Source organism: Pantoea sp. MBLJ3 (assembly GCF_000816655.1).
Classification (GTDB): domain Bacteria; phylum Pseudomonadota; class Gammaproteobacteria; order Enterobacterales; family Enterobacteriaceae; genus Pantoea; species Pantoea eucalypti.
Map to the genome: position 1 here is coordinate 345,218 of NZ_JSUT01000003.1, position 24,452 is coordinate 369,669.

General features: G+C 57.3%; 24 protein-coding genes. 11 read left to right on the forward strand and 13 right to left on the reverse strand.

All coding sequences use genetic code 11. The features are described from left to right. Positions 1–3: 3 nt before the first annotated feature. Both NP77_RS04730 and NP77_RS04735 read right to left on the reverse strand, forming a co-directional pair. A complete protein-coding gene (locus NP77_RS04730) occupies positions 4–585 on the reverse strand; it encodes a response regulator transcription factor (protein ID WP_008925036.1) in 582 nt (193 codons plus the stop codon). A gap of 98 nt (positions 586–683) precedes the next feature. After that, complete coding sequence (locus tag NP77_RS04735; protein WP_039659196.1) at positions 684–1,052, reverse strand: YbgS-like family protein; 369 nt, start codon at positions 1,050–1,052, stop codon at positions 684–686. 287 nt (positions 1,053–1,339) lie between these two features. On the opposite strand from NP77_RS04735, the gene aroG reads away from it, so the two are divergent. After that, positions 1,340–2,392: a 3-deoxy-7-phosphoheptulonate synthase AroG gene (gene aroG, locus NP77_RS04740; protein WP_003851896.1), complete on the forward strand. Its 1,053-nt coding sequence runs from the start codon at positions 1,340–1,342 to the stop codon at positions 2,390–2,392. Between the two features lie 74 nt (positions 2,393–2,466). Here aroG and gpmA read toward each other — a convergent pair whose 3' ends face one another. The 6 genes from gpmA to modE form a co-directional block, all read right to left on the reverse strand. Next, a complete protein-coding gene (gene gpmA, locus NP77_RS04745; RefSeq protein WP_003851893.1) occupies positions 2,467–3,219 on the reverse strand; it encodes a 2,3-diphosphoglycerate-dependent phosphoglycerate mutase in 753 nt (250 codons plus the stop codon). Positions 3,220–3,370: 151 nt separating this feature from the next. Next, entirely contained in the window at positions 3,371–4,405 is a 1,035-nt protein-coding gene (gene galM, locus NP77_RS04750) for a galactose-1-epimerase (protein ID WP_003851891.1), read from the reverse strand. Then, a complete protein-coding gene (gene galK / locus NP77_RS04755) occupies positions 4,399–5,547 on the reverse strand; it encodes a galactokinase (protein ID WP_039659197.1) in 1,149 nt (382 codons plus the stop codon). The genes galM and galK overlap by 7 nt, the downstream gene beginning before the upstream one ends. Beyond that, on the reverse strand, positions 5,544–6,590 hold the full coding sequence (gene galT, locus NP77_RS04760; protein ID WP_039659199.1) for a galactose-1-phosphate uridylyltransferase: 1,047 nt from the start codon (positions 6,588–6,590) through the stop codon (positions 5,544–5,546). Before galT ends, galK begins: the two co-directional genes overlap by 4 nt. Before the next feature lie 237 nt (positions 6,591–6,827). Next, positions 6,828–8,300 (reverse strand): molybdate ABC transporter ATP-binding protein ModF, encoded by a 1,473-nt coding sequence (modF, locus tag NP77_RS04765; RefSeq protein WP_082040831.1) that lies wholly within the window; start codon positions 8,298–8,300, stop codon positions 6,828–6,830. 69 nt (positions 8,301–8,369) lie between these two features. Next, positions 8,370–9,152: a molybdenum-dependent transcriptional regulator gene (gene modE / locus NP77_RS04770; protein ID WP_003851884.1), complete on the reverse strand. Its 783-nt coding sequence runs from the start codon at positions 9,150–9,152 to the stop codon at positions 8,370–8,372. A gap of 136 nt (positions 9,153–9,288) precedes the next feature. Between modE and NP77_RS22795 the strand changes: the two genes are divergently transcribed. From NP77_RS22795 to modC, 4 genes are all read left to right on the forward strand, one after another. Beyond that, positions 9,289–9,444 carry an AcrZ family multidrug efflux pump-associated protein gene (locus NP77_RS22795; RefSeq protein WP_008925042.1) on the forward strand — a complete coding sequence of 52 codons (156 nt, stop codon included), beginning with the start codon at positions 9,289–9,291 and terminating at the stop codon, positions 9,442–9,444. A 145-nt stretch (positions 9,445–9,589) separates the two neighbouring features. Beyond that, entirely contained in the window at positions 9,590–10,363 is a 774-nt protein-coding gene (modA, locus tag NP77_RS04780) for a molybdate ABC transporter substrate-binding protein (RefSeq protein ID WP_039659203.1), read from the forward strand. Next, entirely contained in the window at positions 10,360–11,049 is a 690-nt protein-coding gene (gene modB, locus NP77_RS04785) for a molybdate ABC transporter permease subunit (RefSeq protein ID WP_039659204.1), read from the forward strand. Before modA ends, modB begins: the two co-directional genes overlap by 4 nt. Continuing rightward, positions 11,049–12,107: a molybdenum ABC transporter ATP-binding protein ModC gene (modC, locus tag NP77_RS04790; protein WP_039659205.1), complete on the forward strand. Its 1,059-nt coding sequence runs from the start codon at positions 11,049–11,051 to the stop codon at positions 12,105–12,107. Before modB ends, modC begins: the two co-directional genes overlap by 1 nt. Here modC and NP77_RS04795 read toward each other — a convergent pair whose 3' ends face one another. Continuing rightward, positions 12,108–12,926: a pyridoxal phosphatase gene (locus NP77_RS04795; RefSeq protein ID WP_003851875.1), complete on the reverse strand. Its 819-nt coding sequence runs from the start codon at positions 12,924–12,926 to the stop codon at positions 12,108–12,110. It abuts the gene before it with no gap. 155 nt (positions 12,927–13,081) lie between these two features. Between NP77_RS04795 and pgl the strand changes: the two genes are divergently transcribed. Further along, the gene (gene pgl, locus NP77_RS04800) at positions 13,082–14,083 is read left to right on the forward strand and encodes a 6-phosphogluconolactonase (protein ID WP_039659206.1); all 1,002 of its coding nucleotides are present in this window, start codon (positions 13,082–13,084) and stop codon (positions 14,081–14,083) included. Positions 14,084–14,325: 242 nt separating this feature from the next. On the opposite strand, the gene NP77_RS04805 is transcribed toward pgl, so the two are convergent. After that, positions 14,326–14,802 carry a kinase inhibitor gene (locus tag NP77_RS04805; RefSeq protein WP_013357177.1) on the reverse strand — a complete coding sequence of 159 codons (477 nt, stop codon included), beginning with the start codon at positions 14,800–14,802 and terminating at the stop codon, positions 14,326–14,328. 75 nt (positions 14,803–14,877) lie between these two features. Further along, positions 14,878–16,182 (reverse strand): adenosylmethionine--8-amino-7-oxononanoate transaminase, encoded by a 1,305-nt coding sequence (gene bioA / locus NP77_RS04810; protein WP_039659209.1) that lies wholly within the window; start codon positions 16,180–16,182, stop codon positions 14,878–14,880. Between the two features lie 86 nt (positions 16,183–16,268). Between bioA and bioB the strand changes: the two genes are divergently transcribed. Genes bioB through bioD form a run of 4 tightly spaced genes read left to right on the forward strand, consistent with a single transcriptional unit; the run spans position 16,269 to position 19,858 of the window. Next, positions 16,269–17,300 (forward strand): biotin synthase BioB, encoded by a 1,032-nt coding sequence (gene bioB / locus NP77_RS04815; protein ID WP_039659210.1) that lies wholly within the window; start codon positions 16,269–16,271, stop codon positions 17,298–17,300. Then, positions 17,300–18,451 (forward strand): 8-amino-7-oxononanoate synthase, encoded by a 1,152-nt coding sequence (gene bioF, locus NP77_RS04820; RefSeq protein WP_039659212.1) that lies wholly within the window; start codon positions 17,300–17,302, stop codon positions 18,449–18,451. Before bioB ends, bioF begins: the two co-directional genes overlap by 1 nt. Further along, positions 18,435–19,190: a malonyl-ACP O-methyltransferase BioC gene (gene bioC, locus NP77_RS04825; protein WP_003851863.1), complete on the forward strand. Its 756-nt coding sequence runs from the start codon at positions 18,435–18,437 to the stop codon at positions 19,188–19,190. Before bioF ends, bioC begins: the two co-directional genes overlap by 17 nt. Continuing rightward, entirely contained in the window at positions 19,187–19,858 is a 672-nt protein-coding gene (gene bioD / locus NP77_RS04830; RefSeq protein WP_003851861.1) for a dethiobiotin synthase, read from the forward strand. The genes bioC and bioD overlap by 4 nt, the downstream gene beginning before the upstream one ends. A gap of 3 nt (positions 19,859–19,861) precedes the next feature. On the opposite strand, the gene NP77_RS04835 is transcribed toward bioD, so the two are convergent. Continuing rightward, positions 19,862–20,584: an ABC transporter ATP-binding protein gene (locus tag NP77_RS04835; RefSeq protein ID WP_003851859.1), complete on the reverse strand. Its 723-nt coding sequence runs from the start codon at positions 20,582–20,584 to the stop codon at positions 19,862–19,864. Between the two features lie 892 nt (positions 20,585–21,476). Between NP77_RS04835 and uvrB the strand changes: the two genes are divergently transcribed. Continuing rightward, positions 21,477–23,498 (forward strand): excinuclease ABC subunit UvrB, encoded by a 2,022-nt coding sequence (uvrB, locus tag NP77_RS04840; RefSeq protein ID WP_003851852.1) that lies wholly within the window; start codon positions 21,477–21,479, stop codon positions 23,496–23,498. On the opposite strand, the gene yvcK is transcribed toward uvrB, so the two are convergent. Next, complete coding sequence (gene yvcK, locus NP77_RS04845) at positions 23,482–24,405, reverse strand: uridine diphosphate-N-acetylglucosamine-binding protein YvcK (RefSeq protein WP_003851850.1); 924 nt, start codon at positions 24,403–24,405, stop codon at positions 23,482–23,484. The genes uvrB and yvcK overlap by 17 nt on opposite strands. Between the last annotated feature and the right edge of the window lie 47 nt (positions 24,406–24,452).

The following is a 24,452-nucleotide window of genomic DNA, read 5'->3' on the forward strand; positions in this document are numbered from 1 at the left end:
CTCTCACTGCTGTGCCTTCCACAGATCGGCCAGTTCTACCACCGAGCGGGCGCCGGTTTTTTCCAGAATATTTTTCTTATGGGTACTGACCGTTTTATTGCTGATGTGCAACTGGGCAGCAATTTGCAGATTAGACAGCCCGCTGGCCAGTAGGGCCAGAATCTGACGCTCTTTCTGGGTTAACGGGAGTTCAGGCTCATCATCCATCTCCGGGAAAGCCGTCTGTCCGCCGAGCACGGCAAGGATAGCGCTGAGCAACTGCGCCATACGCTGGCTTTTCACCACATAACCGGCGGCACCCAGCGCCTGAGCGCGACGCACATAGTGGCGGGTCTGCTGCGCGGAGTAGATGAGGACCGGGCAATCGGGTCGATGGATCTTCAGGCGACGCAGGAACTCCAGCCCATCACTATCCGGCAGGCCGATATCCAGCACGATAATGTCCAGTGACTGCTGAAGCAGGGGACGGGCGGCTTTTTCACTGCTGGCAGAGAGGAGCTGAACCGGAATAGGTGACTGGCTCAGGGCGGCTTCAAGTGCCACTTCAACCAGCGGATGATCGTCTATCAGAAGCAAAACAGCCATGAAGGATTCCCTGTAAATTTCACAGGATTAGCATAGCGGAAGAGTGGGGCAGAGGGGAGAAAAACCCGGAGAGCCGAAGCGCGCCGGGTTAAACAGAATTACTGGGTGGTGCCGTCGGTTTTGGTATCTACGTCACCGCCGCCCACTTTAGTCTGAACTTTTTTATTAATGTTCGGACATTTGCCATCTTTACACTGGGCGTTCTGGTCCATTTCGTTAGCAGACATATTACCATTGCTGGTGGTGCTGCCAGACGTTGCAGGATTAGTGTTGTTGCCGGTGTTATTAATTTTATCGTTATCAACTTTGTTTGGCGGCAGATTTTCATTTGCGCCGCCCGCTACTGCACCCGCACTGGCCGCCTGATTAGCTGTACCATTGTTGCTGCTGCTGTCCGCAGCCAGTACCGCACCGCTGCTCAGTGTCATTGCTGCTGTCAAAAAAACTAAGGCAAACTTTTTCATCATTATACTCCCGTTAATAAATGAAGTTGCTTTAAGCCCAGAGGTGCAATTTCGGGTAATAAAATCCCTGACGAAATAAAATTCGCCGGTTGGCTTAAACAGGGTGATTAAATCTGGTAAGCGGGATGTTCCTCAGTGCTTACCAGTAAAAAGTCTAGTCGCTAACCTGATTAATGCAAATATGACCCGCACATTTAACCCGCAGCGGGAATTTACACCCCTGGCGCTTCGGGCTACATTGGGCAGGTTGTGTCCGGCGGGCGCCGGGCCAGAAATAAAATGGAATCAGTATGAATTACCAGAACGATGACTTACGCATCAAAGAGATTAAAGAGCTGTTACCTCCGGTTGCGCTGCTCGAAAAATTCCCGGCGACCGATCGTGCTGCACAGACCGTTTCTCAGGCCCGTCAGGCGATTCATCAGATCCTGCAGGGCAAGGATGACCGCCTGCTGGTGGTGATTGGTCCCTGCTCCATTCATGACACACACGCGGCGAAAGAGTATGCCGATCGCCTGCTGGCGCTGCGTGATGAGCTGAAAGGCGAGCTGGAAGTGGTGATGCGGGTCTATTTTGAAAAGCCGCGCACCACGGTGGGCTGGAAAGGGCTGATCAACGATCCATATATGGACAATAGCTATCAGCTCAACGACGGTCTGCGTCTGGCGCGTAAGCTGCTGCTGGACATTAACGACAGCGGTTTACCGGCGGCGGGCGAGTTTCTGGATATGATTACCCCGCAATACGTGGCTGACCTGATGAGCTGGGGCGCGATTGGTGCGCGTACCACAGAATCTCAGGTTCACCGTGAGCTGGCATCGGGCCTTTCCTGTCCGGTGGGTTTCAAAAACGGCACCGATGGCACCATTAAGGTCGCGATCGATGCGATTAACGCGGCGGGTTCGCCACACTGTTTCCTGTCAGTGACGAAGTATGGTCACTCCGCGATTGTGGAAACCAGCGGTAACGGTGATTGTCATATCATTCTGCGCGGCGGAAAAGAGCCAAACTACAGCGCGCAGCATGTGGCTGAGGTAAAAGAAGGACTGGCGAAAGCGGGTCTGCCACAGCAGGTGATGATCGATTTCAGCCATGCCAACAGCAGCAAACAGTTCCAGCGTCAGATGGTCGTGGCAGACGATGTTGCACAGCAGCTGATTAACGGTGAGCAGGCGATTGTCGGTGTGATGATTGAGAGTCATCTGGTGGAAGGTAACCAGAGCCTGGAGAGCGGCGAGCCGCTGGTCTATGGCAAAAGTGTTACCGACGCCTGCATTGGCTGGGAAGATACCGACAAGGTGCTGCGTCAGCTGGCGGCAGCGGTTAAACAGCGCCGCGGCTGATTTGCCTGGCCAGACGTTGTCATCAATAAAAAAGGCCAGACTTTCGTCTGGCCTTTTTGCCTTTCAGCGAGAAATTACTTCGCTTTACCCTGATTCGCAACGGCTGCAGCTTTCGCGGCGATCTCGTCCTGGTCGCCCAGGTAGTAGCGTTTCAGCGGTTTGAAGTTTTCATCGAACTCATACACCAGCGGTACGCCGGTAGGGATGTTCAGTTCGAGGATTTCATCTTCGCTCAGGTTATCCAGATATTTTACCAGTGCACGCAGTGAGTTGCCGTGTGCGGCAATGATCACTTTCTCACCGCTTTTGATGCGCGGCAGAATGGTGTCGTTCCAGTAAGGGATAACGCGGTCGATGGTCAGCGCCAGGCTTTCGGTGGTTGGCAGCTGCTCTGGGGTAAGTTTCGCGTAACGCGGGTCATGGCCCGGGAAGCGCTCATCTGAACGATCCAGCTCTGGCGGGGTGACGGCAAAGCCGCGACGCCACTGCTTAACCTGCTCGTCGCCATATTTGGCGGCAGTTTCAGCTTTATCCAGACCCTGCAGCGCACCATAGTGACGCTCGTTCAGACGCCAGGTTTTCTCAACCGGCAGCCAGGCCTGATCCAGCTCATCCAGCACATTCCACAGCGTATGAATGGCACGCTTCAGTACGGAGGTGTAAGCAAAATCAAAAACAAAGCCCTCTTTCTTCAGCAGCTGACCTGCTGATTTGGCTTCGCCACGACCTTTCTCAGAAAGGTCAACATCATACCAACCGGTAAAGCGGTTTTCGTTGTTCCACTGGCTTTCGCCGTGTCGCACCAGAACCAGCTTAGTTACAGCCATAGCTTAACTCCTTAATACTGTGATGTTTCTGTGAGATTGGAAACCTGCTGCTGCCCGCCTGATACACGAGCTGATTGCGCCATACCATAACGGAAAAGCGGGCAGCGCGTAAGCCTGTGTGTGACGCACTGCGCGTTTTTCAGCCGGAGGCTCAGCGTGGCGTGAAGCGATAACGCGTCACCGATTCCCAGCGATCTCCCGGCTGCAGCCAGCAATCAGGCTGAGGCCACTCAGCGTGATTAGGCGAATCCGGTAAAAATTCACTCTCCAGCGCAATGCCCTGAAAGGCATTATAGCTCGCCTGCTCACGGGCACGGGTGCCCGCCAGATAGTTGCCGGAGTAGAACTGCAACGCTGGGGCCGAGGTAGTCACGCTGAGCTGTAATTTTCCATCTTCTGACCAGAGTTCTGCCGCAGGCTGACTCTCGTCGCCGGCGCTGTTCAGCAGAAACGCGTGGTCATAGCCCTTTACTGCACGCTGGTCGTCATCTGCCAGGAAATCCTGCGCCACGACTTTAGCGTTGCGGAAATCAAAGCTGGTATCGGCGACCGCTTTTAGCGGCGCATTCGGAATGCCTTCGCTGTCGACCGGTAAATACTGGTCGGCGTGCAGTTGTAAGCGATGCTGGCGGACATCGCCATGATGCGCATCAAGATTAAAGTAAGCATGGTTGGTCAGATTGACCGGGCAGGACTGATCGCAACGCGCTTCATAACTGATGCTCAGGCAGTTCTGATCATCCAGCTGATAGCGCACGTCAGCAATCAGATTGCCCGGATAGCCCTGATCGCCATCCGGTGAATCGATGCGGTAATGCACTTCGCTGTCAGACTGACTGACGATTTGCCAGCGGCGTTTATCAAAGCCTTCCGGTCCGCCATGCAGCTGATGTACGCCCTGGTTAGGCACCAGCTGACGGTTAAGTTTATTGAGTTTTGCGCCAGCGATGCGGTTAGCGTAGCGGCCCACGGTGGCGCCCAGATAGGCATCCTGGTGCAGATAGTCAGAGGGCGTGGCGCAGCCGAGCAGCGCTTCACGCACCGTGCCATCCTGCATCGGTACGCGGGCAGAGAGCCAGGTCGCCCCCCAGTCCATAAAAGTTGCCAGCATGCCGTTGGCATTGCGCAGCACGGTTATGCGCCACGGCTGACCGTCGGGCGCATGGGAGTTGACGTCATTCAGCATTGGCCGGCTCCTTCAGAGGCTTTACAGACGTAGAAGGTCTCTTTGATGCCGGTCGCGGCTTCATACTGTTCTGCCACGGCGGCTTTAACCTGATCGACGAGGTCCAGTGGCATCAGTGCCACGATGCAGCCACCAAAGCCGCCGCCGGTCATACGGACGCCGCCGCGCTCACCAATCTGCGCTTTCACGATCTCAACCAGCGTATCGATCGGCGGCACGGTGATTTCGAAATCGTCACGCATTGAGGCGTGAGAGTCGGCCATCAGCTGGCCCATACGGGTCAGGTCGCCCTGCGTCAGCGCATCGGCGGCTTCCAGGGTACGGGCGTTCTCGGTCAGAACGTGACGCACGCGTTTGGCGACCTGTGGATCGAGCTGCGACTGTGCCGCTTCAAACCCGGCCAGTTCAACGTCACGCAGCGCTTTCTTATTGAAGAAACGCGCGCCCGCTTCACACTGCTCGCGGCGGGTGTTGTATTCGCTGCCGACCAGCGTACGACGGAAGTTGGAGTTGATGATCACCACCGCGATATCTTCCGGCATCGACACCGGACGGGTGCCCAGGGTGCGGCAGTCGAGCAGCATAGCGTGATCTTTCTGGCCCAGTGCGGAGATCAACTGGTCCATGATGCCGCAGTTACAGCCAACGAACTGGTTCTCCGCTTCCTGACCATTAACGGCGATGGCTGCGCCATCCAGCGGCAGGTTATAGAGCTGCTGTACCACGGTGCCGACCGCCACTTCCAGCGAGGCCGATGAGCTGAGGCCCGCCCCCTGTGGCACATTGCCGCTGATCACCATGTCGATGCCGCCGAAATCGGCGTGACGCTTCTGCAGATGTTTCACCACGCCACGCACATAGTTGGCCCACATCGGTTCCTGCACGCTGACAATCTCTTCATCCAGCGAGAACGTGTCCTGCGCATTCTCATAATCGGCAGCGACCACGCGAATCTGGCGATCGTCACGGCGGGCACAGGCGATGACCGTCTGATAATCGATAGCGCACGGCAGCACGAAGCCGTCGTTATAGTCCGTGTGCTCGCCAATCAGATTAACGCGGCCCGGTGCCTGAATGGTATGGGTGGCAGCGTAGCCAAATGCGTCAGAAAAAAGCTGCTGCGTGATGGTTTTTAAGCTCATTGTTGTGCCTCACGGAAGTGAACGTCGCTGACAGAACGCAGACGTTCCGCCGCCTGTTCCGCCGTTAAATCGCGTTGGGTTTCGGCCAGCATTTCATAGCCAACCATAAATTTACGCACCGTTGCTGAACGCAGCAACGGTGGATAGAAGTGAGCGTGCAGCTGCCAGTGATCGTTGGCTTCGCCATTAAACGGCGCGCCGTGCCAGCCCATTGAGTAGGGGAAGGAGCACTGGAACAGATTGTCGTAGCGGCTGGTCAGCAGCTTAATGGCTTTTGCCAGGTCGGCGCTCTGGGCTTCGCTGAGGTCCGTCAGCTGTTTAACGTGCGCTTTCGGCAGCAGCAGCGTTTCAAACGGCCAGGCCGCCCACCACGGCACCACAGCCAGCCAGTGTTCGGTTTCCACCACGGTGCGGCTGCCATCCTGCTGCTCACGGGCCAGATAATCGACCAGCATCGGCGAGCCATGTTTAGCGAAATAGTCGCGCTGATGATCATCTTCACGCTGCGCTTCATTTGGCAGGAAGCTGTTGGCCCAGATCTGACCGTGCGGATGCGGGTTGGAGCAGCCCATCGCCGCGCCTTTGTTCTCAAACACCTGCACCCACGGGTAGTGCTGACCCAGATCGGCGGTCTGCGCCTGCCAGGTGCGCACCACTTCCTCCAGCGCGCTCAGTGACATCTCCGGCAGCGTTTTACTGTGATCGGGCGAGAAGCAGATGACCCGACTGGTGCCGCGTGCGCTTTCACAGCGCATCAGGATATCGTCGCTCTCGGGCGCGTCAGGCGTGTCGGTCATCAGTGCGGCAAAGTCGTTGGTAAAGACGTACGTGCCCGCATAGTCCGGGTTTTTATCGCCGGTAATGCGGGTATTTCCGGCACACAGGAAGCAGTCCGGATCGTGCGCCGGTAAAGTATTGACCGCCGGGGTTTCCTGCGCGCCTTGCCACGGACGTTTGGCCCGATGAGGTGAAACTAAAATCCATTGATCAATCAGTGGATTGTAACGGCGATGCGGGTGATCGACCGGGTTGAATTTTTCCATGTGAGATCCTGGTAAGCGTCAAAAGCCAAAGAGGCATCGGTAAAAAGTAGCACATCAGCGCGCCCGAAAGCGTGATCAAGTCTGGATAAATGGTATCGTTTACACAAGCTGAATATTCTTATTTCGAGGCATTGTGTGCGGTTATGCGGGGTTAAAGGCGGTTCTGAATGGTAGCGTTTACACCGATATGCTTTAAAACGCCGCGGTAGCGGCGTTGAAGGACGTGATGTGAATGCTTTAGCGCACCGTTTCCTGCTGAAAAACGTAGCCGCCATTAGCGGGAACAAAGCTCAGGCGATGCGTGATGCAGGCGGGCGCATCTTCAGCGTGATGCGAAACGAACAGCAGCTGAGTCCGCCCTTCGCCAATCAGCACATCCACAAAGCGTCGCACCAGCTGGCGGTTAATCGGGTCCAGTCCCTGAAGTGGCTCATCCAGAATCAGCAGCGTCGGATGCTTAACCAGTGCGCGGGCAATCAGCACCAGTCGCTGCTGTCCCCAGGAGAGTGAGTGGAACGGCGCATCGCCCAGCCGGTTATCCATTCCCAGCAGCGTCAGCCATTGCTGTGTCAGCGCTTTTTGCCGGTCAGATGCCGCCTGATAGAGACCGATAGAGTCGAAGAAGCCCGACAGAATGACCGTTCGCACATTGGTGCTGACGCGGTAATCAAGATGCAGGCTGCTGCTGACATAGCCAATATGCTGTTTGATCTCCCAGATGGTTTCGCCGCTGCCGCGACGGCGCCCAAACAGGGTTAAATCATTGCTGTAGCCCTGCGGGTGATCGCCGGTCACCAGGCTGAGCAGGGTGGATTTTCCGGCACCGTTTGGTCCGATGATCTGCCAGTGCTCGCCGGCGTTGACCTGCCAGTTCAGCCCCTGAATCACCGGCTGGTCGTTGTACGAGACGGTGCCGTTGCGCAGAATAACGCGCGGGGCATCATCTGTCAGTGAGGGTAACTGATCCGACGCATCTGCCTCGGGTAACGCCATTCCCATCAGCTGTTCACTGTGCGCCAGCTGTGCCACCAGTGCTTCCGTTAAAATGGCCTGGCGCGGCCCGCTGTGGGTGAGCGTACATTCTGCCAGTACGCCAACCTGCTGAATGAAATCGGGAATGTCGTCAAAGCGATTGAGCACCAGCACCAGGGTAAACCCGGGATGCTGCAGGCTGCGCAGCGTGTCGGTCAGGCTGGCGCGTGACGCCACATCCAGTCCGTCAAATGGCTCATCCAGAATCAGCAGATCGGGCTCGCTCATCAGCGCCTGGCAGAGCAGGGTTTTACGGGTTTCGCCGGTGGAGAGATATTTGAAGCGACGGGACAGCAGCGGTTCAATGCCAAACTGCCGGGCAAGCTGTTTGCAGCGATCGGGCTGCTGCACCTCCGCCTGAATCACCTCTGCCACGGTCAGTCCGGTATCTTCTTCGCCTTCGCTGAGCATATCGGTGTTGTTACGCTGCCACTCCTGCGCCACCAGGGTCTGTAACTGCTCCAGCGACAGCCGGACCGGCTTTCTGAAATCGCTGCTGACGGAACCGGCCAGCGGTGGCAGTTCACCGGAAAGCGCGCGCGCCAGAGAGGATTTACCGCTGCCGTTGGCACCGACAAAAGCCCAGCTTTCGCCGCGCTGCAGTTCCACCTGATTCAGGTTCAGTGTCCGTGTATCGCTAAGATGAAACGTTCCTTGCAAAATCTGCAATGAATCCATGATCTGTTCCATTTTCTGCATCGTGTCACTGAGTTGTAACCATTGCCCGTAATGAAGTCAAATCAACGGCTAGAGCAGGGTAGCGACAATGGCATTTTCCGCGTTAAAGCTGGCAATCACAGCGTCGCCTGGCTGAAGCTTCAACTGCTGCAGCTGATCGTGACTCAGGGTGGCGCACAGGGTTTCGCCGCTGGCAAGCTGCATCAGCACTTCGCTCATCTGCTCACCGGGCTCGATGGCACTGACGGTGGCTGGAAGCTGATTATCTTCTTCCGCGGCGTCACGGCTGATACGGATCCACGGGGCTTTAATCAGTACCAGCACCTCTTTACCTGCCGCCAGTTGCAGACGATCGGCGCTGCGCTGGGTCAGCGCCACATTGAGCTGTGTGACGCCATCAGCAAGCTGAATCATAAGATGCTGGACCACCTGCTGCGCATCGTTGCTGATCACGGTGCCAAACAGTTGATTGCGGGCGCTGGTCTGCAGAGAGAAGCGGGCGATGGCCGCCAGCAGACTGTCGAGCGGCAGCGTATCCTGCTGCAGGGCATCGAACGCTTTCTGCTGAATCTGTTCCATCAGCTGAAACAGCTGTATCAGGCGTTCACCGTAGCGGGTCAGCGTGGCACCGCCGCCGCCTTTACCGCCCGTTGCCCGCGCCACCAGCGTTTCATCCGCCATCTGGTTCATCTCATTGATCGCATCCCAGGCACTTTTGTAGCTGATGCCCGCCAGCTTCGCCCCCTGACTGATCGATCCGGTCTGTTGCACGCGTTTCAGCAGCTCAATACGCCGGGGATCGGCAAACAGTTTCTGTTGTAAACGGATATGAAGGGACAGTTCGGCTTCCATGACAGCTCCGGCAAAGGGTTAAGGCGAAGGCCGATGATAGCGGCGTTTTGTGACCAAAGTAAAAGCACGAAAAGGGCTGCGCAAAATTTTCCTGACCCGTTACAATCACTTTTTTGTTAGCAGAGTGAGACTCTCCATGCTGGAATTACTGAAAAGCCTCGCCTTCGCCGTCCTGATGGTGCCTGTGGTGATGGCGCTGATGCTGGGTATGATTTATGGCCTGGGTGAAGTGTTTAACGTCATTTCTAAAATTGGTCATCGCGAAAAATCCTCAGCCCGTTCGCATAATTAATTGCTGCCACGCCCGCCATTGTCGCGGGCGTGGTCGTTATTATTCCTCTCTGATTTAACCTTTTGTTCCTCCTGCCGATAATTTACTGAACCTACCGGTCATTGCGTTATATTATCCACTACACAACGTATAGCCGGAGAACATCATGTCATTGAATTACACTCGCTGGGGCGCAGCGGCGCTGATCACTGTTTCGCTGGCCGGGCAGGCTGTGGCCGCCGATAACATTACCGTGTTTGCCGCAGCGTCACTGACCAACGCGATGCAGGATATTGCCAGTCAATACAAGCAGGAAAAAGGGGTGACGGTGGTCTCTTCATTCGCCTCATCGTCAACGCTGGCGCGCCAGCTGGAGCAGGGTGCGCCTGCCGACCTGTTTATCTCTGCCGATCAGCAGTGGATGGATGATGCGGTGGTGAAAAAAAGCGTGATCACCCGCACTCGCTACACGCTGCTGGGCAACGATCTGGTGCTGATTGCACCACGCAGTGCGCCAGCTAAAGCGGTGACGCTGGACGCAAAGACCGACTGGAAAACACTGCTGCACGGTGAACGTCTGGCGGTTGGCGATCCGGACCATGTTCCGGCCGGCATCTACGCCAAAGAGGCGCTGCAAAAGCTGGGCGCCTGGGAAAGCGTTGCGCCTGTGTTAGCGCCAGCCAATAATGTGCGTGCGGCACTGGCGCTGGTGGAGCGAAACGAAACACCTTATGGCATTGTCTATGGCTCGGACGCTGTTGCCAGTGACAACGTGCAGGTGGTCGGGCGTTTTCCGGCAAAGAGCCATAAACCGGTGGAATATCCGATGGCGATCGTGAACGAGCACGACAATGCGACTGTTAAAGCGTTTTATGATTATCTGAAAGGACCGCAGGCTGCGGCTATCTTCAAACACTACGGATTCACACCGACGAAATGATACTCAGCGATCCCGAATGGCAGGCGGTACTGCTTAGCCTTAAAGTCTCTGGCATAGCCGTGCTGGGCAGTCTGCCGTTTGGCATCCTGATGGCCTGGATTCTGGTGCGCTGCCGTTTTCCCGGCAAAGCGTTGCTCGACAGCCTGATCCACCTGCCGCTGGTGCTGCCGCCGGTGGTGGTGGGTTATCTGCTGCTGATTAGCCTGGGCCGGCGCGGCATCATTGGCGAAAAACTTTTTGACTGGTTCGGTTTCAGCTTTGCTTTCAGCTGGCGCGGCGCCGCACTGGCGTCTGCTGTCATCGCCTTTCCGTTGATGGTGCGTGCCATCCGGCTGGCGCTGGAGGCGGTGGATATCCGGCTGGAGCAGGCGGCCCGCACGCTGGGTGCCGGGCGCTGGCGGGTCTTTTTCACTATCACGCTGCCGCTGACGCTGCCTGGCGTGATTGTCGGGACGGTGCTGGCGTTTGCCCGTTCGCTGGGTGAATTCGGGGCCACCATCACCTTTGTTTCCAATATTCCCGGCGAGACGCGCACGCTTCCGCTGGCGATGTTTACTCTGATAGAGACTCCCGGTGCAGAGGGCGCGGCGGCGCGCCTGTGCGTTATCGCTATCGTGCTGGCGCTGGGGTCACTGCTGGCGTCGGAATGGCTGGCTCGCGCAGGCCGTAAGCGGATGGGAAGCTGATGCTATCACTCAACATTATGCAGCAACAGGGCGATCACCAGCTGGAGGTTGACCTGCAGATCCCGGCCAAAGGGATCACCGCTATTTTTGGTGTTTCCGGTGCCGGTAAGACGTCCCTGATTAACGCGATTAGCGGGCTGACCCAGCCGCAGCGCGGGCGGATCCAGCTTAACGAGCGTCTGTTGTTTGATGCGGAGCAGAAGATTGCGCTGCCGCCCGAAAAACGGCGCATTGGTTACGTGTTTCAGGATGCGCGGCTGTTCCCGCACTATCGGGTTCGTGGCAACCTGCAATACGGTATGGCACCGGCAATGAAAGCGCAGTTCGACAGCCTGGTGTCGCTGCTGGGTCTGGAGGCGCTGCTGCCGCGCTTTCCGCTGTCGCTGTCTGGCGGGGAAAAGCAGCGGGTCGCGATAGGCCGTGCGCTGTTGACCGCACCGGACATGCTGCTGCTGGATGAGCCGCTGGCGTCGCTGGATCTGCCGCGCAAACGTGAACTGATGCCGTATCTGCAAAAACTGGCGAAACAGGTCGATATTCCGATGCTTTACGTTTCTCACAGTCTGGATGAGATCCTGCATCTGGCGGATAACGTGCTGGTGCTGGATGCGGGCAAGGTCAAGGCCTTTGGTCCGCTTGAGCGGGTCTGGAGCAGCAGCGCGATGCGGCCGTGGCTGCCAGTAAGCGAACTGACCAGCGTACTGCGGGTGCTGGTGCTTGAGCAGCATCCCGACTATCCAATGACCGCGCTGTCGCTGGGCGACCAGCATATCTGGGTCAGCCGGGTGAATCAGCCGGTGAAAACGCCACTGCGTATTCGCATCGCCTCTTCTGATGTCTCGCTGGCGCTGCAACCGCCGCAACACAGCTCCATCCGCAACATTTTACCGGCGCAGGTGGTAGAACTGCTGGAGGTCGGCGATCAGGTGGAAGTGAAGCTGCGTATTGGTATCAGCGAGCTCTGGGCGCGCATTACGCCGTGGGCGCGTGATGAACTGGGCATCCGGCCGGATCAGTGGCTCTATGCCCAGATCAAAAGTGTCTCGGTGACGCCCTGATTACAACACGTACTGACGGAGGGTATCGGCAATACCGGTTTCAAGGTTGGTGCCGATCACCCGCTTCGCCCGCGCTTTGATCGCGTCGTCGGCATTGCCCATCGCCACACCCAGCCCGGCCGTTTCCAGCATGCTGAGATCGTTGTAGTTATCTCCGAATGCGATCACATCAGACATGTCCAGCCCCAGTGATTCAACCCACTGCGCCAGCCGTTTGCCTTTGCTATTGCCGCCTTTCGCAATATCCACCTGATCGTGCCATGACCATTCGCAGGCCAGACCCAGCTCCGCTTCGGCGCGGGTGGCGAACTGCTGCAGTTCCTCATGATTGTCGTGTGACAGGGCAAACTTCCAGATCGAACCGGCGTCACGCGCCGCCTGCGCTAAGTCGGGCACCTGAATGAACAGCGGACGCTGATGAGCAGGCAGTGATTCGGCCCACTTCAGTGTGCGCATCACGTGACCGGTCGGCGTCTGATAAAGCATTGCATCATCCACGTAGAGCAACCCGTGAATACGCTGCTGGTCCAGCATCTCAATGACCTGTAACGCCAGTTGCGGGTCCATGGGATCGGACGCCAGCACCTTTTTTGCCTGGTAATCATACAGGTAGGTACCATTACAGCAGATTGCGGGGGTATCCAGCTGTAACGCCTGATAAAAAGGATGAATAGCGCAGTGATGGCGTCCGGTGACGATAGCGACATGAACGCCCGCCTGTCGGGCCTGGTTTAACACATCGATTGACTGCGGCAGAATCGTCTTGGCTGGGGTCAGCAGCGTGCCGTCGAGGTCGAGGGCAATTACACGGTAGCTCATTAATCCTCACGTTTTTCCAGGTTTGCAGGGGCTGAAGTCTACACCTGACCACGGCCCGGAGACAAAAAACAGGGCACAAATGATTCCAGCGTAGGGCAATAAAACGCGCTACAGTGATTCAAAGATCATGACAAGGCAGCAAAAAAGGAGAATGCATGAAACAGGTTGTTTACACCGCCAGTCCCGAGAGCCAGCAGATTCACGTCTGGCAGATGAATGATGAGGGTGCGCTGACGTTGCTTCAGGTGACCGATGTCGCCGGCCAGGTTCAGCCGATGGTGGTGAGTCCGAAACGCGATTTTCTCTATGTCGGCGTGCGTCCCAATTTTCGCGTGCTGGCGTTTAAGATTGCCGCTGATGGCACGCTGACCGAAGCGGGTCAGGCACCGTTGCCCGGCAGTCCGACCCACATTTCCACCGATCGTGAGGGCCGGTTCCTGTTCTGCGGCTCCTACAATGATGCCTGCGTCAGCGTCAGCCCGATTGGCGATGACGGCATTCCGCAGGCTCCGCTGCAGGTGATCAACGGTCTGGATGGCTGCCATTCGGCCAATATCGACACTGACAATAAGACCCTGTATGTACCGGCACTGAAGCAGGATCGTATCTGTCTGTTCTCGCTGGGCGCTGACGGTCAGCTGACGCCGCGTAAGCAGGCGCAGGTCACGACAGTAGAAGGTGCAGGCCCGCGTCACATGCAGTTCCATCCGGGCGGTCAGTTCGCTTATTGCGTAAATGAGCTCGACAGCACGGTTGAGGTCTGGGCATTAAATACGGGTGAAGGTGAAGCAGAAAGCGTGCAGACGCTGGATATGATGCCACCGGATTTCACCGGTACGCGCTGGGCTGCGGATATTCACCTGACGCCGGATGGCCGTTTCCTCTACGCCTGCGATCGCACCAGCAGCACTCTGGCGGTGTTCAGCGTCAGCGAGCTGGGTGACGAGCTGACCCTGGAAGGGTTTCAGCCGACAGAAACACAGCCGCGCGGATTCAATATCGATCACAGCGGACGCTATCTGGTGGCAGCGGGACAGAAATCGCATCACATCGAAGTCTATGCGATTAGCGAACCAAAAGGGCTGTTACAGCCGCTGGGACGTTATGCAGTAGGGCAGGGCCCGATGTGGGTCGTGATTCATCAGTTGCAGGCGTAACGCACCACGAAAAATGCCTCTCCCGGGCGGGAGAGGCGTGGCTGCCAGCTGTGAGATCCTGCAGACACAGGGAACAGGGTCAGATCGGAAAGACGCAAAAGCCGCCATCCATGGCATGCTCGACCCGCGCCATCCCTGGCACGGGACGCTTTCCTCCTCTGACCCTGTTCCCTGCAATTTAAGCTAACGCGTTGCTGCCAGATCATTCAGCTTTAGGCTTGTCAGTGGTCAGTCTTACTGAATTACTGATAATTCACGGTCAGCGAGGCGCTCGCCAGTGCGTGGAAATGCACATTAAAGCCGACCATTGCGCCGCTGGCGCCTTCATCCACCTCAATCGTCTCCACATCCAGCGCATGTACGGTGAAAATGTAGCGATGGGTTTCACCCTGCGGCGGCGCCGCGCCACCGTAGCCCGCCTGACCGAAATCGGTACGGGTCTGAATTGCGCCTGCTGGCAGTGACGCTTTGCCGGAACCGGCACCCTGTGGCAGTGACGTGGTGCTGGCCGGAATATTCGCCACCACCCAATGCCACCAGCCTGAACCGGTCGGCGCATCAGGATCGTAGCAGGTCACCACGAAACTTTTGGTGCCTTCCGGCGCCGCTTCCCAGGCAAGATGGGGAGAGATATTCTCGCCCTGATAACCCATGCCGTTGAAAACATGCTTTTCAGGCATCTTCTCGCCGTCATTAAAATCCTGACTAAAAACGCGCATCACATCTCCTCAATTGTCGATGAATAGCCTTTCATCATAACCAAAAGCGCCACCAGTGCCAGCGGTCAGCCCGCTTCAGGCAGCAAAATGTTGCGAATGTTCCAGCGCGCCGCCTATCGCCTGCACCAGCTGACTCAGTGCCTGTGGCGTGATGATGTAGGGCGGCATCAGGTAGATCAGACGACCAAATGGCCGGATCCAGACGCCCTGTTCAACAAAGAACTGCTGCAGCGCCGCCATGTTGACCGCCTGATGCGTTTCCACCACGCCAATTGCGCCCAGCACGCGCACATCAGCCACCTGCGGTGAGTTGCGTAGCGGCAGCAGCTCAGCGCGCAGCTGCTGTTCAATGGCGGCCACCTGATGCTGCCAGTCTCCTTCCGCCAGCATGGTCAGGCTTTCTGCCGCGACCGCGCAGGCCAGCGGGTTGCCCATAAAGGTCGGGCCATGCATGAAACAGCCTGCCGCGCTGCGACTGATGGTGTCGGCCACGTCACGGGTGGTCAGCGTCGCCGCCAGCGTCATCATGCCGCCGGTCAGCGCTTTACCGACGCAGAGTATATCCGGCGTGATGTCCGCGTGTTCACAGGCGAAGAGTTTGCCGGTGCGGCCAAAGCCGGTTGCGATCTCATCGGCGATCAGCAGCACGCCATAGCGATCGCAGGCTTCCCGCACCTGCTGCAGATAGCGTGGATGGTAGAAACGCATGCCGCCCGCACCCTGTACTATTGGCTCCAGAATCACCGCCGCCAGCTGCCGGTGATGCTGTTCAATCAGACGGGCGAAATCATCGAAATCGCGCTCGTCCCACTCATCATCAAAGCCGCAGGCGGGAGCCGCCGCAAAGTGATGCTCCGGCAGATAGCCGCGCCACAGGCTGTGCATTGAGTTCTCAGGATCGCACACCGACATCGCGGCAAAGGTATCGCCGTGATAGCCGCGTTTCAGCGTCAGGAACTGCTGGCGGGTTTCGCCCCGACCCAGCCAGTACTGCAGCGCCATCTTCATCGACACTTCCACCGCCACCGAGCCGGAATCGGCCAGGAAAACGCACTCCAGCGGCTCAGGCGTTATCGCCACCAGCTGACGGCAGAGCGCCACCGCCGCCGGGTGGGTAATGCCGCCAAACATCACGTGCGACATCTGTGTGACCTGCTCCGTCAGCGCCCGGTTCAGGCGGGGATGGTTATAGCCGTGGATCGCCGCCCACCATGATGACATCCCATCTACCAGCTCACGGCCATCGGCCAGTTGCAGCTGAAAACCCTGCGCGGTAACAACCGGATAGCAGGGCAGTGGATTCTGTATTGAGGTGTAGGGATGCCAGATATGCTGGCGGTCAAAACGGGCATCATCTGAGGAAAAAACAGGGGTAGTCATCGGAGTTGTAAACCAAAATAAAAAAATATAGTTTACAAGTATACCCCTGCTTTTCGTCGGGATGACACCCTTTTCTGGAGTAAGTAATGGCTCAACGCTGGACAATTGCACAGGCACAAGCGCTGTTTGATCAACCTTTTCTCGAACTGATGTTTCAGGCGCAACAGGTGCATCGTCAGCACTTCGACCCGCGCCAGGTACAGGTCAGTACCCTGCTGTCGATTAAAACCGGTGCCTGTCCGGAAGATTGCAAATACTGCCCGCAGAGCGCGCGCTATAAGACCGGCCTGGAGTCGGAGCGTCTGATGGAAGTGGAAGAGGTGCTGACCTCCGCGCGTCAGGCCAAAGCTGCTGGTTCAACCCGTTTCTGCATGGGAGCCGCGTGGAAAAACCCGCACGAGCGCGATATGCCTTACCTGGAAAAGATGGTCGAAGGCGTGAAGGCGATGGGCATGGAAACCTGCATGACGCTGGGCACGCTCAGCGACGACCAGGCGCAGCGCCTGGCGGGCGCGGGCCTCGATTACTACAACCATAACCTCGACACCTCGCCGGAATTCTATGGCTCCATCATCACCACCCGCAGCTATCAGGAACGTCTGGATACGCTGGGTAAAGTGCGTGACGCCGGGATCAAAGTCTGTTCGGGCGGCATCGTTGGCCTGGGCGAAACCGTGAACGACCGTGCAGGTTTGCTGGTGCAGTTAGCCAACCTGCCGACACCACCGGAGAGCGTGCCGATCAACATGCTGGTGAAAGTGAAAGGTACACCGCTGGCGGATAACGATGACGTCGAACCATTCGATTTTATCCGCACCATCGCGGTGGCGCGGATCATGATGCCGACCTCGCATGTGCGTCTCTCCGCGGGCCGCGAGCAGATGAGCGAGCAGACCCAGGCGATGTGCTTTATGGCCGGGGCGAACTCGATTTTCTACGGCTGCAAACTGCTGACCACACCGAATCCGGAAGAGGATAAAGACCGCGTGCTGTTCCGCAAACTGGGGCTGAACCCGGAACATACTCACACCCAGCATGGCGATCAGCAGCAGGAACAGCAACTCAGCGAGCAGCTGTTTCATGCCGATACTGAACATTTTTACAACGCGGCACTGTAATGAGCTGGCAGCAACGACTCCGGCAGGGGCTGGCGCAGCGCCGTGCGGCTGATGGCTGGCGGCAGCGTCGGGTTATCGATGAGCAATCGACCCGCACACTGCAGAGCGGTGGCCGCAACTATCTTCACTTCTCCAGCAATGACTATCTCGGCTTAACCCGCCATCCGGCGGTGATAGCCGGCTGGCAGCAGGGTGCGGCGCTGGCAGGCGCGGGGGCGGGCGCTTCAGGGCATGTCACCGGTTATCACCGTCAGCACGCCGATCTTGAGGCGCAACTGGCCGACTGGCTCGGCTATGACTGTGCGCTGCTGTTCATCTCTGGCTTTGCCGCCAATCAGGCGGTGATTCATCTGCTGAGTGAGAAAAACGATCGTATCCTGGCCGATAAGCTCAGCCATGCCTCGCTGCTCGACGCTGCCAGCCACAGCCCGGCGCAGCTGCGTCGTTTCAGTCACAACGCACCTGAGAGTCTGGCGGCGCGGCTCGCATTACCCTGCGAGGGGGAAACGCTGGTTGTGACCGAGGGCATTTTCAGCATGGATGGTGACAGCGCGCCGCTGGCTGCACTGGCGCAACAGACGCGCCAGGCTGAGGGCTGGCTGCTGGTGGATGATGCGCACGGCATCGGTGTGGTGGGTGAGCAGGGGCGCGGCAGCTGCTGGCTGCAGGGCGTTAAACCGGAACTGCTGGTGGTCACTTTTGGCAAAGCCTTTGGCGTCAGCGGTGCCGCGCTGCTCTGTGATGCGGAGACTGCCGACTATTTCCTGCAGTTCAGCCGGCATCTGATCTACTCCACCGCGATGCCCGCCGCGCAGGCTGTTGCACTGCAGGCGGCGCTGCAGGTCATTCAGCAGGGCGATGCATTGCGCCAGCAGCTGCAGCAGAACATCCGGCATTTCCGGCGCGGCGCAGCCTCACTGCCGTGGCAACTGATGAACTCAGAGAGTGCGATCCAGCCGCTGCTGGTGGGTGAAAATAGCGATGCGATGGCGCTCTCTCAGCGTCTGGCTGAAGCGGGCTGCTGGGTCAGCGCCATCCGGCCGCCCACCGTGCCGCCGGGAACGGCACGGCTGCGCATTACCCTGACGGCGGCACATCGCCCGGACGATATCGATCGGTTACTGGAGGTGCTGCATGACGCTGCGGATTGATAAGCAGGCGGTTGCACGCGCTTTTGGCCGGGCGGCCAGCCATTACGATGCCCATGCGGCGCTGCAACGCCTTAGCGGCGATGCGCTGCTGGCTCTCGCACCGGCTCACAGCGGGGTTCAACTGCTGGATGCCGGATGTGGCACCGGCTGGTACAGCAGGCTGTGGCGCGAACGCGGCAAACAGGTGACGGCACTGGATCTCTCGCCACAGATGCTGCAACAGGCGCGGGATAACGACGCGGCGCACTGCTATCTGGCGGGCGACATCGACGCGCTGCCGCTGGCGGATAACAGCATCGACCTGGTATGGAGCAACCTGGCGGTGCAGTGGAGTGAAGATTTGCCCGGCGCGCTGCGCCAGTTCCGGCGGGTGCTGCGACCCAATGGCACGCTGCTGTTTTCCACGCTGGGCGACGGTTCGCTGCAGGAGGTTCATGAAGCCTGGTCTCATCTGGATGCGTTGCCGCACGCCAACCGCTTTCTTAGCGAGCCGCAGATTGCAGCGGCCTGCCAGGCAGAGCAACTGCGTTGCAGCTCAGAGGAGGTGACGCTGCATTTCCCCGATGCGCTCAGCGCCATGCGATCCCTGAAGGGGATTGGGGCAACCCATCTGCATCAGGGCCGCGACGGGCAGATACTTACCCGGCGACGGCTTAACCAGTTAGAGGCGCACTGGCCGCGCGATCGGCACGGTTATCGCCTGAGTTACCATTTAATTTATGGAGTCACGCTTTCATGAAACGGTTTTTTATTACCGGCACCGACACTGAAGTCGGTAAAACTGTCGCCAGCGGCGCACTGTTGCAGGCCGCTGCCACAGCAGGCTTTCGCTGTGCGGGCTATAAGCCGGTTGCGTCGGGCTGTGAGATGACACCAGAGGGGATCCGCAACAGCGATGCGCTGGCGTTGCAGCGATTCAGCAGTGTGCCGTTAACCTATCAGCAGGTGAATCCGCTGGCGTTTATGGAACCCACCTCGCCGCACATCGTCAGCGCTGAAGAGGGCAGACCGATTACCCATCTGGCCCTGTCAGCCGGTCTGGCGGCGCTGGAGCCACTGGCGGACTGGATTCTGGTGGAGGGCGCGGGCGGCTGGTACACGCCGCTGTCAGAGACACACACCTACGCAGACTGGGTAGTCAGGGAAAAGCTGCCCGTGATTCTGGTGGTGGGAATTAAGCTCGGCTGCATCAACCACGCGATGCTCACCGCAGAGGCGGTGCGGGCGCGTGGCCTGCCGCTGGTGGGATGGATCGCCAACACCGTGGAACCGCCTGGCAAACGCTATCCGGAGTATCTCACCAGCCTGAAAAACCGACTGCCTGCGCCCTGTCTGGGCACAATTCCGTATCTTACCGATGCGGCGCAGCAGGCGTCATGTGGTCACTACCTGACGCTTCCGGCGTAAGCCTCAGGCCACCGTCAGCCACTTATCGACGGTGTGGTCATCCAGCTGTTCCATGCTGCCCTGCGCCACATTGCGACCGCGGTGCAGCAGCAGAAAATAGTCTGCCACGCGACGGATCAGCGACAGTCGCTGTTCAAGGAGCAGGATGGTCAGCCCGTAGTCGAGATTAAGACGACGAATCAGGTTGCCCATCTCCTCTTCCAGCCACGGCGACATCCCGTCAGTCGGCTCATCCAGAATCAGCAATTTGGGCTGCAGCACCAGTGCGCGCGCCAGGGCCAGCTGTTGCTGTTGATCGATCGGCAGATCGCCGCTGCGCTGCTGTCGCAGTGAATAAAGCGCCGGAAACAAATCAAATACCATTTCGGGAATGGCGCGATGGCGATCACGCTGGCTGGCCCCCGCCAGCAGGGCAATCAGCAGGTTATCTTCCACGCTCATCTGCGTAAAAATATGGCGGCCCTGTGGAACATAGCCAATGCCCATCTGTGCCCGCTGTTCAGCGGGCTGCAGCAGAAGATCTTCTGGCGGTGAGCCATCCTCTTTCCAGGAGATAGAGCCGCTGTTAATCGGCAGTCTGCCCATGATGCAGTTGACCAGCGTGGTTTTCCCCATGCCTTGACGACCCAGAACGCCCGTGCAGGTGCCAGGTGCCAGATCCAGATCCACATCCCACAGAATATGGTTCTGACCGTAAAATTGATTGACCGAACGTAGACTCAGCATCTGACACTCTCCTTCCCGATCATTAGCCTGATTGCATCCGCTCTCTGTCGTCTGGCAAACAAGTCATCAGCAACAGCTGTCTCGCTATTGCAGCACAGTGCGCGTGAAGCGCGTTGACGCCAGTCATTCCTGCAATTCTCAGGCCAGATCTAAAAACGGTCCTGATTCCGGCCGGGATGCCATGTTTAAGGGATAAAAGTTGAGAAAAACTTATCAATTCCCCACGGTGGTCACGCCGCTGCACTTTTGCAGTGCCTCGGGGCGCTGTTTCTGGTGCAGACGGTGTGTTAAGAGGCAATAAGTCTGATTAAGAATCTTAGTGGATTGATGAAAATTTGCGTGATACATCAGGTGGACGATGAAAAATGCAGAATATTCCGTCAGCGGCTGACGTGAAATTTAACGCAAAAAAAATTATTTTCGAGGCGATGAAGGAGCAGGGAAAAATTATACACAGCTGATGGCGGCGGGGCTGCCATCACTTATCCACCATTCCTGTGGATAACCTTGTGCATTAGGTAATGAAAACCAGTTGGAAGCGAGGAAATACGCGGCCTGGTAACATTATGACGAGAATCTGGCCTTGTGACCTAAAGTAAATTAAATCAGTAGGTTATCAAAAAACAAGCCTGCGAATTATCTGTCAGGTAACCGAACTGTAATTTTGTGACGCTCTATTGACAAATGTTAAATCTTATCCGGGTCTGGGGATAACATTGCGCAACAGACTTTGTGCAATCGCTACGACGTCGCCGGTTCAAAAAGTCTCATTGTGCTGACATTAACAATGCATCATTACTGTTTTTATATCCAGTATTATTTTCTGGCAAAATCACCATAGCAGAGTAAAATAAGTGCCTGCCCGCCGACTTCTCCAGCAGGAACTGCATTCATGACCAAAGCCTTTAAATTGAATTCCGCCTTCAAACCTTCGGGCGATCAGCCTGAGGCGATCCGTCGCCTGGAAGAGGGGCTGGAGGATGGACTGGCCCATCAGACCTTATTGGGTGTGACGGGTTCTGGTAAGACCTTTACCGTCGCCAACGTGATTGCCGACCTCAACCGCCCGACAATGGTGCTGGCCCCGAACAAGACGCTGGCCGCTCAGCTTTATGGCGAGATGAAAGAGTTTTTCCCGGATAACGCCGTCGAGTTTTTCGTCTCTTACTACGATTATTACCAGCCTGAAGCCTATGTACCGAGCTCGGACACTTTTATTGAAAAAGATGCATCGGTTAACGAACACATTGAGCAGATGCGTCTCTCGGCCACTAAGGCGCTGCTGGAGCGGCGCGACGTTATCGTCGTCGCGTCGGTTTCGGCAATCTATGGTCTGGGCGATCCCGATCTCTATCTGAAAATGATGCTGCACCTCACCCGCGGCATGATTATTGATCAGCGTAGCATCCTGCGCCGCCTGTCAGAATTGCAATACACCCGTAACGATCAGGCGTTTCAGCGCGGTACTTTCCGCGTGCGTGGTGAAGTGATCGATATTTTCCCGGCAGAGTCGGACGATATTGCGCTGCGCGTTGAACTGTTTGATGAAGAGGTGGAGCGTCTGTCGCTGTTTGACCCGCTGACCGGCCAGATCGATTCCGTGGTGCCGCGTTTTACCATTTACCCCAAGACGCACTATGTCACGCCACGTGAGCGCATTCTGCAGGCAATGGAAGATATCAAAGTCGAGCTGGCGGACCGCCGCCGGGTGCTGCTTGAGAATAATAAGTTGCTGGAAGAGCAGCGCATTACCCAGCGTACCCAGTTTGACCTGGAGATGATGAGCGAACTGGGCTACTGCTCTGGCATCGAGAACTACTCGCGGTATCTTTCTGCACGCGGACCGGGCGAAGCCCCGCCGACACTGTTTGATTATCTGCCGGCGGATGGCCTGCTGGTAGTGGATGAGTCACACGTCACCATTCCGCAGATTGGCGGCATGTACAAAGGTGACCGGGCGCGTAAAGAGACGCTGGTTGAGTATGGCTTCCGCCTGCCGTCGGCGCTGGATAACCGTCCGATGAAGTTTGAAGAGTTTGAAGCACTGGCGCCGCAGACCATCTATGTTTCTGCCACGCCGGGCAAATATGAGCTGGAAAAATCGGGCGACGAAGTGGTCGATCAGGTGGTACGTCCTACCGGCCTGCTGGACCCCATCATTGAAGTGCGCCCGGTCGGGACGCAGGTCGACGATTTGCTGTCAGAAATCCGTCAGCGCGTGGCAATCAACGAACGTGTGCTGGTCACGGTGCTGACCAAACGCATGGCTGAAGATCTCACCGAGTATCTGACGGAGCATGGCGAGAAGGTGCGTTATCTGCACTCCGATATCGACACTGTGGAGCGTATGGAGATTATTCGCGACTTACGTCTGGGGGAGTTTGATGTGCTGGTGGGCATCAACTTACTGCGTGAGGGGCTGGATATGCCGGAAGTCTCTCTGGTCGCGATTCTGGATGCGGATAAAGAGGGCTTCCTGCGTTCTGAACGATCGCTGATTCAGACCATTGGTCGTGCGGCGCGTAACATCAACGGTAAGGCGATTCTTTACGGCGATAAAATTACGCCGTCGATGGCACGCGCCATTGAAGAGACCGAGCGTCGCCGTGAGAAGCAGCAACTGCACAACGAGCAAAACGGCATTGTGCCGCAGGGGCTGAACAAGAAGATCACCGATATTCTGGAACTGGGTAACAACATAGTGAAAACCCGCGGCAAAGCGAAACCGGCACGTCCTGGCGAAGCCCAGGCACTGGCCGATTTCAAGCTGCTAACGCCGCAGGCTCTGCAGAAAAAGATTCACGAGCTGGAAGGGCAGATGCAGCAGCACGCGCAGAACCTGGAGTTCGAACAGGCTGCAAATGTGCGTGATCAGCTGCATGAGCTGCGAACGCTGTTTATTGCGGCCTCGTAGCGCCGTCAAAGCCCTGAATGGCGTGTTCCAGCGCCACCCGTAATAGCTGGCGGTCGTGACGATATTTGATGTCGGCGGCCTCCAGCGGTTCACGGACAATCAAACGGTTTTCAATGCCCTCTGTTGCCACTGACGGGCCGACCACCACCGCATCAATGACTCGCTTGCCAATGTAACGCTCCATCATCTGAAGCTTATCAGCCACAGACAGACTGGCGGCAGCGGGACTGAGCTCACGGCCCAGATTGCCGATAAACACCATGGTGGCGGGCGTGCGACGCAATGCCTGCGCCATCTCTTCCATCAGCAGAATCGGCATCAGGCTGGTGTAAAAACTGCCTGGACCAATCAGGATCAGATCCGCGTCACCTATCGCCTGTAATGCTTCCCGTGTGGGCTGGACATTGGGATGCAGCATCAATTCCTGTGGCGGCTGTTTCATCTCGTCAATGGCGGTTTCACCGTAAACCATATTACCTTCGGCATCCATCGCCACCAAATCCACCGGCTGTTCTGACATAGGGATTAAAAAGGCATCCACTTTCAGCAGGTTGCGGATGATATTAATCGCTTCAAGCGGACGTACGCTCAAATGATCCAGCGCCCGCAGCATGAGGTTACCGAGATTGTGTCCGGCCAGTTCGCCGTTACCGGCAAAGCGATACTCAAACATCGCTGAGGCGACGCTGGGTTCCGCAATCAGCTGGTTGAGGCAGTTACGCATGTCGCCCCAGGCGATCCCGCCTTCGGAGCGGCGAATACGGCCGGTTGATCCACCGTTGTCGGTGGTGGTGACGATACCGGTGAGACGCGAGCCCAGCGGGGAAAGGGCAGACATCACGCGGCCTAAACCGTGTCCGCCTCCCAGTGCCACAACGCGATCAAGATCGGCCAGTGTGCGATTCATACTTCTCCTTAAAATCCGTTCGCGTGGCGAGGCTCTAAACGCTAAGC